We start from the raw sequence: 13113 nt of genomic DNA on the forward strand, positions 1-13113 counted from the left end.
TTGAAACTCTCTCTTAACTGGTTAAAAAATTATATCGACTTAAATGATATATCAGTCGATGAAATTGTTGATAAACTAAGTTACGCTGGTTTAGAAGTTGAAGAAGTAATCGATCAGTCCAAGCAGTTCGAAAATATTATTGTGGGTTTTGTTAAGGAAAGAACAAAGCATCCGAATGCGGACAAACTTTCTGTTTGCATTGTAACCGACGGTGAAAGTGATTTTAATGTTGTGTGCGGTGCTCCTAATGTTGCCGCCAATCAGAAAATTGCCTTCGCAAAAGTTGGGGCAATAATTCCAAATGGACAATTTAAAATTGAAAAAGCAAAAATCCGTGGTGAAGTATCCTTTGGTATGATCTGCTCTGAAAGGGAATTAGGGATTAGTGATAATCATGAAGGGATATTAGTACTTGATGAATCACTCAAAGTTGGAACTTTGCTTTCCGATGCGCTTGGATTCAATGATGTATTAATTGAGGTTGCGATAACTCCCAACCGTGCCGATGCTTTAAGTCATATTGGCATCGCACGCGATTTAACAGCTCTCTTCAAAAGAGAATTAATTCTTCCTCAAATTAAATTAGAGGAATCGAAGGAGAAATCGGATTCAGCTGCTGTTATTGAGATTATCGACTTAGACAGATGTCCGAGATACGTTGGGAAAGTTGTAAAGAATGTTTCAGTGAAAGAATCACCAGAGTGGTTGAAGATTAGATTGAAGAATATTGGGCTTCGTCCTATCAACAATATTGTTGATGTAACAAATTTCGTTTTACATGAAGTCGGCCAGCCTCTCCACGCCTTCGATCTTGATAAATTGAATTCAAAAAAAATTGTTGTTAAATGTGCGGCAAACGGTGAAAAATTTATTACTCTCGACTCGAAAGAAAGAGTATTAAAAAATAGTGATTTGATGATTTGTGACGGTGAAAAAGCCGTGGCTATTGCGGGGGTAATGGGAGGGGAAAACTCAGAGGTTACTGTTGATACGACAAATATTTTAATTGAAAGCGCTTTTTTCAATCCATCTTCAGTACGTAAGACCGCAAAACATCTCGCGCTCTCTACCGATGCGTCCTACCGTTTTGAGAGAGGAGCCGATTATAATATTTGCGTCTGGGCCGCTCAGCGTACTGCTCAGCTTATTCAGGAAACGGGAGGCGGTGAAATCCTCTCCGGAGAAATTGATATCTACCCAAGTCCAATAAAAGTGAGAATGACTTCATTTCGATTTAGCCGGGTAGAAAAAATTCTCGGGTATTCTGTTCCTCAAGAAGAAATTAAAAATATTTTATTGAGGCTGGGATTTAAATTTGTTGGCAGTGATGAGAAATCATACACACTAGAGATTCCTTCATATCGGCATGATATTGAAAGAGAGATTGATGTAATTGAAGAGATAGCCAGGATCTATGGTTACAATAATATTCCCGAGATAAATAAAATACCAATAACACTCGAAGAAAAAGTTGATCAATCCAGTTTCGGCGATAACCTAAGAAATATTTTTACTTCATTGGGATTTTATGAGATTGTCACTAACTCATTACTGGAACAGGAAATATGTTCTGTATTTGCTAAACCAATAGCGTTAATGAATCCACAGAATAGTGAGATGTCCCATCTTCGTACTTCGTTAATCCCCGGTATGCTCCGTACAATTCAAAATAATCTCAAAGTAAATGAAAAAGATTTAAGATTATTTGAGATTGGTAAAGTATTCTTCAGTAAATCCGGTGAAAGAATTGAGTCGTTTGATGATTTTAATGAGGAAGAGCAGATTTTACTAGCAATAACCGGAAACGTCGTAAGAACTAGCTGGGCTTCACCCGATATACAATTCAATATTTATGATCTTAAAGGATACATAGAGAGTTCTCTTTCGAAGTTAATAAAGAATAAGAGTTTGCGCTTTTCAATCGCTGATAATTATAAGTTCCTCGAATCACAATTCGAAATAATGGCAGATGATAAACAGATTGGATTTGGTGGAGTAATCTCTACTGCGTTACTCAAGAAGTTTGATATCAACCAACCGGTTTTTGTTTTTATAGCCCATACATCGAATATTCGCGAAAATATAGTGGCGAAACATGGTTTTGATGAACTTTTGAAATTTCCGAAGGTTGTTAGGGACTTAGCTTTTGTGGTCGACTCCAATTTGGATGCCGGCTCGGTTGAAGCAATTATTTGGAAGGCGAGTTCTAACTTGTTGCATAATATAAAGTTATTTGATATTTTTCAAAGCGAAAGCTTAGGTATAGGTAAGAAGAGTCTTGCTTTTCAATTAGAGTACTTTGATTCTTCAAAAACTTTGACCGAAGAAGAAGTAGATAAAGATTTTAGAAGCGCTATTAAAGCGGTCGAAAAACAATTAAACGCTCAATTAAGAGGAATTTAAGTGCCTGAATCATCAAAATACGATATATTTATTGATGAACTTAATGCTCTCGAAAAACAAATATATTTCTTCCTTCAAAAAGGGGATGAACTCTCTGACGCTAATCAAGCGTTAGAAAATAGAATAGTGATTTTAGAAAAAGAAAATGATAACTTAAAAAAGAAGATTAATGAGATTGAGTCCAAGCTTAGTAAAAACTTACTGGGTGCTGAAAGTTTGTTTGGAGCAAATTTTAATTCAGAGGAGAAAGAAGCATTAAAAAATAAAATAAATGAACTGATAGCCAAAATTGACTATCATTTGCGTTCTTAAAAATGTTGTGATGGAAAAAGATATAAAATGAACGAAAAAAAGAAGCTGAAAGTAAAAATATTTGATAAAGAATATTCCTTACTTGTAGATAATCAGGAAATTGCCGCAGAACTGGCTGAATATGTTAATACAATGATTGAGGAAACAAGAGACGAATTGCCCGATCAGCCAAAAGATACAATTGCAATTATTGCAGCCCTAAATATTGCATATGATTTGTTTGTAGAAAAAAACAAGTATAGAGAATTCAGTATTCAAGCGACAGATAAAATCAAAAAGATTAAGCTTCTTTTGAACGAATCAAAATTTATGTCCGACCCATCTTAATTTTACCGCACTACCGGTTAATTTATATAGAACTAACAAAGTAAATCCTAATAGGGTTATTGACTCAGGATGTGTATTACAGGCCTCATCCCGAATTTATTCGGGACTCCAATTTATTGGAGCAGTGGACGTTAAAAAGCGTCTGGCAATTTCCCGCATTGGTAGGTATAATAGTTCTTATGTTAAAGGCGCCGGTATGTGCGGAAATTTTTATTCTGGTATGGAGGTTATAAAATGGAACTTTATGTGTATATAATTATTGGTGTGTCTGTTGTCTTAATTGCTCTTTCGTTTGTATTTGGATGGTTTATAAATTCAAAAATTGGAAAGAATAGCATTGCATCTGCTAAAGAACAAGCTAAGAAGATAATTGAAGACGCGGAAAAAGAAGCTAAGCATATTAAAAAAGAAAAGCTTCTTGAAGTTAAAGATGAGTGGCTGAAAAAGAAGCAAGAATATGATAATGAGGTAAACTCTAAAAAACAGAAACTTCAAAATCATGAAAAACAGCTCGAGAATAGAGAAGACAGTTTAGAAAAAAAATACGAGATGGTTAATCAGAGAGAAAAAGCTCTCAAAGATTCTGAAAGACAAATTAACCAGCTAAAAGAAGATCTGGAAAAAAAGCATACCGAACTTGATAAATTAATTGTTGAGCAGAATAACAGATTAGAGAAAACCGCGGCACTCACTGCCGATGAAGCTAAAAAAATGCTTATGGAAAATATGACGAGCAAGGCTAAATCGGATGCAACTCAAATGATAAAAGAGATTCGGGATCAAGCCAAACTTGAAGCAAAAAAGGAATCTCAAAAAATTGTTATCCAGGCAATTCAAAGAACCGCCGTTGACCACAGTGTTGAATCTACCGTCTCAGTTGTTCAGATTCAAAATGATGAGATGAAAGGAAGAATTATTGGAAGAGAGGGAAGAAATATTCGCGCATTCGAAGCGGCAACAGGCGTTGATGTAATTGTTGATGATACCCCTGAAGCAGTGATCTTATCTGCCTTCGATCAATTTAGAAGAGAGGTTGCAAGAATTTCTTTAGAAAGATTGATTTCCGACGGAAGAATTCACCCGGCAAGAATAGAAGAAGTGGTCGCAAAGGTTCAAACTGAACTTGATGAAGAAATTCAGAAAGAAGGGGAGAATACACTAATTCTGCTTGGTTTACATGGTGTTCATCCTGAGTTAGTGAAACATATTGGAAGAATGAAATACCGTTCCAGCTATGGTCAAAATTTACTTCAGCATAGTATTGAAGTTGCTTACCTAACCGGAATTATGGCGGCAGAGCTTGGATTTGATACCAATTTGGCAAAACGCGCGGGGTTGCTGCATGACGTTGGTAAAACTATCGACCGGGATGTAGAAGGACCACATGCTTTATTAGGATATGATCTTACAAAAAAATATAACGAGCATCCTATCGTGGTAAATGCAGTTGGTAGTCACCATGAAGATATTGAAATGGAACATCCCATTTCAGCTTTAGTGCAATCTGCCGATGCAATAAGTGGAGCTCGCCCGGGTGCTAGAAGAGAGCCCCTTGAAAGTTATGTTAAACGTTTAGAAAATCTGGAGACTCTCGCAAAATCGTTTGAAGGAGTAGCCAAAACTTATGCTATTCAGGCAGGAAGAGAAGTGAGAGTTGTAGTTGAACCGGATAGAGTTGACGACGCATTTTCTGATCGACTCGCTTATGAGATTGCTCAAAAAATACAGGAAGAGATGGAATATCCGGGTCAAATAAAAGTTACAGTAATTCGCGAAGTTAGAAAAATAGCGTACGCTAAATAAATTTTGGGGAGAGGCTGCTTCATTAATTTACTTCTAAATGTAAATATGAAACAGCCTCCGTAATCTTATGAAAAAAAGTCTGATTGGCATCACAGGGGGAATTGGATCGGGTAAATCTATTGTTGCTCAAACTATTGAGGGTGCAGGGCATCCGGTGATTAAATCAGATCTAGTAGCAAAAGAGTTAATGAATTCCGATTCCAAGTTAAAAGATAAAATTATTGCCGCGTTTGGAAATAATTCCTACGTGGATGGCAAGCTAAATAAAGAATACTTAGGAAAGGAAATCTTTTCTTCAATTGAGAAAATAGAGTTAATGAATTCTATTGTCCATCCTCCGACTACAAAAAAAGTAAAAGATTTGGCTAAGGAATTGTTTAAAAATCACAATTATGTTTTTGTTGAATCAGCCTTAATTTATGAAGCGGGGATCGAAGAAAATTTTGATTTTATTATTCTTGTAAAATCGAATGAAAAAGTTCGACTAGAAAGAATAAAAGAGCGCGATAAAGCCAAAGTTGCCGATATAAAAAGGAGAATGGAATTCCAGCTCCCTGATGACGAAAAAAGTGAACTTGCCGATTTTGTAATCGAGAATAATTCAACAATTCCAGACTTAGAAGAAAGAACAAAATTTGTTTTAAGTATAATTAAATCATTAAGCCAATAAACTTCCTGCATTAAAATCCTTGACTAAGTTGCCCACTACCGATAATTTTAACTACTAAAAAAAATATGGTGATACTGTGAGTCTAATCAACAAAGTACTGGTAGAGTTTGTGAAAGTTCTTCCTATCCCGGTGGTTTATCTGTTTGCCAAAAAATATATTGCCGGCAAAAAACTTTCTGATGCTGTTGATGTAGTTAAAAAACTTAATTCAAAAGGAATTGTCGCAACAATTGATGTATTGGGGGAAGCTGTTAATTCTAAAGAAGAATCCATTGAAGCCAAGAATGAATGTTTGGAAGTATTGGACGCAATTAAAAATAATAACCTCGATGCCAATTTATCATTAAAACCAACGCAGTTAGGTTTAAGTATTGATGAGCAATTTTGTTTTGAGCAATTGACCGAGATACTCGAAAAAGCAAAAAGCTACGATACTTTTGTAAGAATTGACATGGAAGATTCTTCAGTTACAAGTGCCACATTTAATCTTCATAACAAATTGAAAGAGAAGTACCCTAAAGTTGGCGTAGTTGTTCAAGCTTATATGAAACGAACTATAACTGATGTTCAAACTCAAAACAAAATGGGCACTAATTATAGACTTTGCAAAGGTATTTATATTGAAAGTCCGGATATTGCTTATAAAGAAAAACAAAAAATAAGGGACAACTTTTTAGAGATTCTTGAATTGATGTTCTCCGATAAAAATTATGTTGGTATTGCTACGCATGATGATTATCTGATTGAAGGCTCATTAAAATTGATAGAAAAATATGGACTCAAAAAAGATAGTTATGAATTTCAGATGCTTTACGGCGTAAAGGAGAATTTGAGAGACCGGATTAATGAGATGGGGCACAAGATCAGAATTTATGTCCCATTCGGTGAGCATTGGTACAAGTACTCTATTCGTAGATTACAGGAAAATCCGAATATGGCCTGGTATATTACAAAAAGCCTTTTCACAAATAATTAATGATTACACTTGGAATAGAAACATCTTGCGATGAGACATCGGTTGCTCTTTTAAAGGAAGATGAAGTATTAATAAATTTAATTTCATCGCAAGATATTCATAATTTGTATGGCGGGGTAGTACCGGAATTATCGAGTAGAGCCCACCTTCAAATAATAATGCCGCTACTGAATAAGGCCCTCTCCGATACAAATATTAATTTAAAAGAGATTGATTTAATTACAGCCACCGCCGGTCCAGGATTAATTGGAGCTTTACTAGTTGGTTTGACTTTTGCAAAAGGACTTGCCTATTCGACTGATAAACCACTTGTTCCGGTTAACCATATTGAAGGGCATATTTTCTCCGGTTTTTTGGTGAATCCAAAACCGGAATTCCCATATTTATGTTTAGTTGTCTCGGGCGGACACACATTATTATTACTGGTTGAAAGTGATATTGCAATAAAAAAGATTGGTACAACAATAGATGACGCGGCTGGAGAGGCATTCGATAAAGTTTCAAAATTGCTGGGGCTTGGTTATCCTGGTGGACCATTAATACAAAAAGCCGCTGAGGGGCAAGAGCATAACTTAACAGAATTCCCGATTGCACAAACTAAAAATGAATTTGATTTTTCATTTAGCGGACTAAAAACCTCTGTGCTGAGATTCGTACAAAAGGAGTACAATTCTTCAGAAAATATTCCTATTGAAGATCAAAAAAAAATTGCGGCATCGTTTCAATATGCTGCAATTAAAGCGCTGGTTCTCAATTGCAAAAGAGCCTTAAACAAATACCCGGTTAAATCAATTTCGATTGTTGGAGGAGTTGCCGCAAATAAATTACTAAAAGATGAGATGGAAATACTCGCCAAACGATTTAAAGTAAGTTTTGTTGTACCTTCTCTGGAATACTGTGGAGATAATGCCGCTATGATTGCTTACCGGGGCAGAAAGATAAATCAATCGGGTAAACGTTATGATTATTCTTTTAATGCTTTCCCAAAACTTAAAGATCATACTTTTATTTCATCATTTTAATAAGACCTAATTGAAGAAAGAACTTAAAAAACTAATTGCTTTGAGCACAAAAGAATATCTTGTAGTTGGGGCTACATTTATAATTGTATTATTTGTCCTTCTCTATACCCTATTTTCACCTAATAAATTCAAAGAAGAGACCATCCCAGTTGTTGAAATTTCTAGAGGTTCTACATTTAACCATGTAGTGGATTCCTTATTTCAGAAAAAAATAATTTCAAATAAGTTTGGGATTAAAATGGCCGCTTTTTTTTACAATGCTGAAAGAAAGATTAAAGCCGGCAGATACACTATCCCAGATGGATTGAATTATTTCCAACTTGTTGAACTATTTATAAATGGTTCCCCGCAAACAGAGATACTTGTGACAATTCCCGAAGGAATTTGGCAGCATGATTTAGCTTCATTGTTAAGTTCAAAATTGGGGATTGATTCTACCCATTTCATGAAATTAAGTAAGGATATTAATTTTATTAGTTCTTTAAAACTTCCTTCTGGTATAAAAAACCTAGAAGGTTATCTTTTGCCTGAGACCTACTATTTTTATACAAATTCTACTGCTGAAGAAATAATAAAAAAACTAGTTTTTGAACAAAAGAGATTTATAGCAGGCAAACTAAATAACCGTATGGAAGAATTAAAGTTGTCGTTGAATGAAACTTTAACACTCGCTTCAATTATTGATGGAGAATCTAATATTTTAAAGGAATTCAAAACTATCTCCGGAGTTTATCATAATCGTCTCAGAATAAAAATGCCGTTACAGGCCGATCCAACCATTCAATATTTAATTAGAGATAAGAGAAAAAATCGTATTTTATATAAAGATTTAGAAATTAATTCAAAGTACAATACTTATAAGTACGCGGGGTTGCCTCCATCACCAATAAATAACCCGGGGAAGGATGCGATTGTCGCGGCATTATTTCCTGAAAAACATAACTTATTATATTTTGTGGCGGATGGAACCGGCGGTCATTTATTCGCGAAGACAATTAGAGAACATGAAAATAATGTAAAGAAATATAGAGCATGGCGAAGAATCAGAAATTCTCAATTTTAATTATCTGCGCACTTTTACTCAGTTGCGCTAATCAGCAGTCCCCCGGCGGCGGTGAAATTGATAAAATTCCCCCCGGAATAATTGAATTTACTCCAGGAAATGGAACAGTCAATTATACTGAGGATTATTTTGAAATTTCATTCAGTGAGTACGTTGATAAACGATCAGCACAGGAAGCAATTTTTGTTTCTCCCAATGTCGCTCGTGGATTTGAATATGATTGGTCTGGAAGAACATTGCGTGTTTACTTCAAAGAAAAATTAAAAGAGAATACAACTTACACTATTACTATTGGAACCGGTGTTGCGGATGTTAATAATCAGAATAAAATGATACAGCCCCTATTATTTGCATTTTCTACAGGTGATAAAATTGATAACGGTGAATTGAGTGGAAAAGTCTATTCTGATAAATCGGATGATATCATGATTTACGCTTACGGTTCTCAAAATAAATTTGATTTCTCAAATGATAAACCGGATTATATTTCCCAGGTAGGATTAGACGGTAGCTACAAGTTGCTGGGGCTAAGAGCTGATACTTATAGAGTGTTGGCTGTGCGGGACAAACTTCAGGACCTGATGATTGATTTAGATACTGATGAATTTGGGATTCAATTCAAGAATGTAGTACTCGATACGGTTTTTAACATAATAGAAAATGTAGATTTTTTTATAACAAAATTAGATACAATCGCTCCAAAAATTACTCAAGCATTTATGAAAGATAGGAACCATCTCTTTATTGAGTTTAATGAACCTGTTGATAGTTCTAAAATAAATATTGAAAATTTTTATCTGTATGATTCAACATCGAACAAAAGGATTTCTCCTAAATACTTTTATAAGTCAGATCAGAAGCAGAACCAATATATTTTAGCGATATCTGATTCATTCGAAGGGGGTAGGACTTATTATTGTCACGCGGAGAATATCCCCGATATAAATAACAATATTAATAAGAAGGAGAGTATCGATTTCCTCCCAAAACTCGATCCAGATACCTTAGGTATTAAAATTGAATCTATTGCCGGAACTTTACCTGATAAAAAGATTGATTACATTGACGCTCAGTTCCTAATTAAATTTAATGATGGAGTGAATACCGATTCAGTTAGAGAAGCGATAAATATATTTGATGAAAAGAATACACGACTGGAATTTGAATCTTTCAAGAAAGATGACACGAATTATCTTTTTAAAATTAAAAATAGATTAAAGCAAAATTCAGAATATACAGTTAAAGTGGATGCATCATTACTCATGGATGCCGCGGGTAATATGGTTGATACAGTTTATACAAATAAAATATCAACCAGCAATGAATTGGAGTACAGCGGTGTTTCGGGTGCAATTGATTCTGGTGATGAGGATGAAATGGTTATACTCAATAATGTAAATACAAAGGAAATATTATATACTCAAAAAGTAACTTCACAGAAAAAATTTAATTTTGGAAAAATATTACCGGGCAAATATATATTGTGGGTTTTCAAAGATAAAAATAATAATGGTAAATATGATTTCGGGACAATTACGCCATTTAAATACTCCGAAGAGTTCACGTTCTACCCAGACACAATTAAAGCGCTAGCGCGATGGCCGGTAGGGGATATTCTCTTAAAGAAAAAAAAATAGAATTGTTTAGTTATATAAGTAATACTTCTTTGAAATATTTCTGAATGATTCTATATCTCGTGCAAAGTATCTTTTTATGTCGGCTACACGCCATCTTTTGGTAAAAGCTTGTCTAATATTTTTTGAACCTAATACCATATCAAACATTTTTAGTCGAGCATTCGTGGCGAGTTTAAAAATGTCTTTATCGGGATACAATTTTTTGTTTACCTGCATAAAATAAAATTGCATCTCCGTCAGATTAACTTTTTCGAAATCAGTAATGTGAATCTGAACCCCATTTAAAACAACATCCTTCCAAACGCCGTAATATGGCTTGTATGAGATTGGTCTAAAAATTACTCCCGGTAAATTTAAGGCATTCATCTGTTCAGCTAATAATTCTTCGTTAATCCACTCGGCAGCAAAAGTTTGAAATGAAAGAGTAAATGTGATTCCTATTCCAACAGTTACAAGTTCACCAAGAATTCCAGACGCTACAAGATAAAATGGAGTTTCATGATGCGGAACATTTGGGGAAGTAGGTACCCAGAGTAATCCGGTATCGCCAAAAATCATATTTCTTTTCCATCCATCCATTTTTACAACGTGCAAATCACATTTCATTCTATTTGTCAACATTCTTTCTTCATTTAACATCAAAGCTAATTCACCACAAGTCAATCCGTACACATAAGGAATCTTAAACTTGCAAACAAAGCTTAGCATTTCCTCATCAGGTAGGTTCCCTTCAATTTTTAGACCGCCTAATGGATTAGGTCTATCCAGTACAATCAATTTTTTAGAAAACTCCGCTGCGGCTTCCATACAATTTCCTAAAGTGCTAATGTAGGTATATGACCGGCAACCTATATCCTGAATATCATAAACAAGAATATCGATTTCATCCATCATTTCTTTTGTAGGTTTTTGAGTATTACCATATAAAGAATAAAATTTAATATTATTTGCCGCATCGATAGAATCGCTGAATTTTTGCCCGGCGCCTATAGTACCTTTAACACCATGTTCTGGTGAAAATACGGCAACTAAATTTATAGCTTTATTTTCTTTGAATATTTTTAGGGTAGAAACGAGTTTAGAATTTACCCCGGTATGATTAGTTATTAATCCAACTCTTTTTCCAAGAAGAATCTCAAAATTATTTTCAGTGAGTATATCGATACCAAGCTTAACTTTTGGTTGGGCGGTTAAAATAATGGATATCAGTAAAAGGAAAAATGTTTTTATCATTTAGAATTTATCTCTTTGATTAGGCTGTCATTGATTTTTTTACATTCCGAAATCACTTCTTCTAATAAAATTTCATTTTTTTTGAGAATCTCGGCAGCAATTGTTTGGTTTGCTAGTGATTTGCAATTAATCAAAATATTAAGATAAGCCGACTTTGCCGATGCTTCTGTAAGTGCTATTGCCACTCCTGCATCAGATAATGAATTTTTGTTACCTTTCAGCGAAATTGTACTGAGGTAGGGTAGTATCTCCTGACAATTTTTTAGAACCTCCGATGGAATTTCGGCAGCGTTTAGTGTGGCGTGTTCAATTTGAGCGGCGCGAATATTTTGTTGCGTCTCATTCTCTTTTTGCATTTTAAATGCACTCATTACTTCTTCAAATGCCTCATTATCTAACTTTGATAATCTAAAGAATAAATCCCTATAGGCTAAAAGTTTTTCTTTAACTCTTATGAGTTCTGTTTCAACATCAGCATATTTTTTTTTGCCGATTGTTAAATTGCAAACCATCGTGCCTAAACTTGTAGCTAAAGCTCCGCATACGGCTGCTACATTTCCTCCGCCAGGAGTTGGAGATTCGGATGAAAGCTCATCAAAATATTCTTGAACAGTCTTTGTTAATTCCATGGTGAATTATTTCTCCATTAATTAAATCATAAATTCAATTATTTTCTGATCGGGATTAAATTGATGCAAGTCATTCAAGCCAAGATTTTCTATTGCCGCATCAATTAATTTTTGTTCATTATTTTCTTTATTGCTGGTATAAAATTTACCAGCTTGAAGCAATGATTCAAGGGGAAGAAGACCAACTATTTCACTTCCAGTGACTTCAACGCCAAGTCTTTCAGCTTCCACTTTTACTGCTTCAAAGGCAACATGGATTGGAGTAATATTATAGTTTGTTAGGTTCATGGATACTTGTGTAATTCCATATTTCTCAAGAAAAACTCCCATACCTTTAACTTCTTTCAATTTGCCGGGAACCTTTACTGTTTTTCCATCAATTTTAATTATTGCGCCTTTTTCATCTCGCTTAGAATAGCCGCTTTCTCTCAAAACTTCTCCAATTTCTTTCGCATATTTAACATCGTTCGATTTAATATTAACATTATAAGCCACTAAAAAAAAACGTGCGCCGGTTACTATAGCTCCAAGTTGAGGATTAAATTGATTTGTGCCAAAATCGGGGTACCAATCGGGGTTTTCTAATTTTGATTGTAGTCCCTCATATTCACCTTGTCTAATTGATGATAGGCTTCTCCGGTCTGGTTTGCGGGCAGAATTTTCATAAAGATAAACGGGTACATTAAGTTCACTAGAAATAATTTCTGCGAATTGTTCAGAAATTTTTATGCATTCTTCCATCGTTACATTCGAAACCGGAATGAATGGAACTACATCAATTGCTCCAAGTCTGGGATGTTCCCCCTTATGAGTTGTCATATCAATTTGAGCTGCTGCTGTATTGCATACATTTATCGCAGCTTGAAGAATTGATTTTTCATCCCCTGCAAATGTTACAACAACTCTGTTATAATCGGCGTCAGGTTCTAAACCTAATAGTTTTACTCCCGGGGTATTTTCAATCACTTCTCTTATCGCAATAAATGTAAGTTGTTTTCTTCCTTCGCTAAAGTTTGGAACACATTCAATAATTTTCAT

At 34.8% G+C, this 13113-nt stretch carries 12 protein-coding genes; 9 read left to right on the plus strand and 3 right to left on the minus strand.

The genetic code is table 11. The features are described from left to right. The 9 genes from pheT to KF816_08145 all read left to right on the plus strand — a co-directional run bounded on the left by pheT (position 1) and on the right by KF816_08145 (position 10213). On the plus strand, positions 1–2403 hold the full coding sequence (gene pheT, locus KF816_08105; protein ID MBX3007973.1) for a phenylalanine--tRNA ligase subunit beta: 2403 nt from the start codon (positions 1–3) through the stop codon (positions 2401–2403). Further along, complete coding sequence (locus KF816_08110; GenBank protein MBX3007974.1) at positions 2404–2715, plus strand: hypothetical protein; 312 nt, start codon at positions 2404–2406, stop codon at positions 2713–2715. Positions 2716–2742: 27 nt separating this feature from the next. Next, positions 2743–3042: a cell division protein ZapA gene (gene zapA / locus KF816_08115; protein MBX3007975.1), complete on the plus strand. Its 300-nt coding sequence runs from the start codon at positions 2743–2745 to the stop codon at positions 3040–3042. Between the two features lie 234 nt (positions 3043–3276). Next, on the plus strand, positions 3277–4845 hold the full coding sequence (rny, locus tag KF816_08120; protein MBX3007976.1) for a ribonuclease Y: 1569 nt from the start codon (positions 3277–3279) through the stop codon (positions 4843–4845). 67 nt (positions 4846–4912) lie between these two features. After that, positions 4913–5515: a dephospho-CoA kinase gene (gene coaE / locus KF816_08125; GenBank protein ID MBX3007977.1), complete on the plus strand. Its 603-nt coding sequence runs from the start codon at positions 4913–4915 to the stop codon at positions 5513–5515. Between the two features lie 76 nt (positions 5516–5591). After that, positions 5592–6491: a proline dehydrogenase family protein gene (locus KF816_08130; GenBank protein ID MBX3007978.1), complete on the plus strand. Its 900-nt coding sequence runs from the start codon at positions 5592–5594 to the stop codon at positions 6489–6491. Continuing rightward, complete coding sequence (tsaD, locus tag KF816_08135) at positions 6491–7513, plus strand: tRNA (adenosine(37)-N6)-threonylcarbamoyltransferase complex transferase subunit TsaD (protein ID MBX3007979.1); 1023 nt, start codon at positions 6491–6493, stop codon at positions 7511–7513. Before KF816_08130 ends, tsaD begins: the two co-directional genes overlap by 1 nt. Positions 7514–7523: 10 nt before the next feature. Next, positions 7524–8576, plus strand: a complete 1053-nt coding sequence (mltG, locus tag KF816_08140; protein ID MBX3007980.1) for an endolytic transglycosylase MltG — start codon at positions 7524–7526, stop codon at positions 8574–8576. Continuing rightward, positions 8546–10213: an Ig-like domain-containing protein gene (locus tag KF816_08145; GenBank protein MBX3007981.1), complete on the plus strand. Its 1668-nt coding sequence runs from the start codon at positions 8546–8548 to the stop codon at positions 10211–10213. The genes mltG and KF816_08145 overlap by 31 nt, the downstream gene beginning before the upstream one ends. A 6-nt stretch (positions 10214–10219) precedes the next feature. Here KF816_08145 and KF816_08150 read toward each other — a convergent pair whose 3' ends face one another. Genes KF816_08150 through ftcD form a run of 3 tightly spaced genes read right to left on the minus strand, consistent with a single transcriptional unit; the run spans position 10220 to position 13113 of the window. Then, positions 10220–11446: a DUF1343 domain-containing protein gene (locus KF816_08150; protein ID MBX3007982.1), complete on the minus strand. Its 1227-nt coding sequence runs from the start codon at positions 11444–11446 to the stop codon at positions 10220–10222. Next, entirely contained in the window at positions 11443–12075 is a 633-nt protein-coding gene (locus tag KF816_08155) for a cyclodeaminase/cyclohydrolase family protein (GenBank protein MBX3007983.1), read from the minus strand. The genes KF816_08150 and KF816_08155 overlap by 4 nt, the downstream gene beginning before the upstream one ends. A 21-nt stretch (positions 12076–12096) precedes the next feature. Beyond that, a complete protein-coding gene (ftcD, locus tag KF816_08160) occupies positions 12097–13113 on the minus strand; it encodes a glutamate formimidoyltransferase (protein MBX3007984.1) in 1017 nt (338 codons plus the stop codon).

The organism is Melioribacteraceae bacterium, from assembly GCA_019638015.1.
Lineage (GTDB): Bacteria > Bacteroidota > Ignavibacteria > Ignavibacteriales > Melioribacteraceae > JAHBUP01.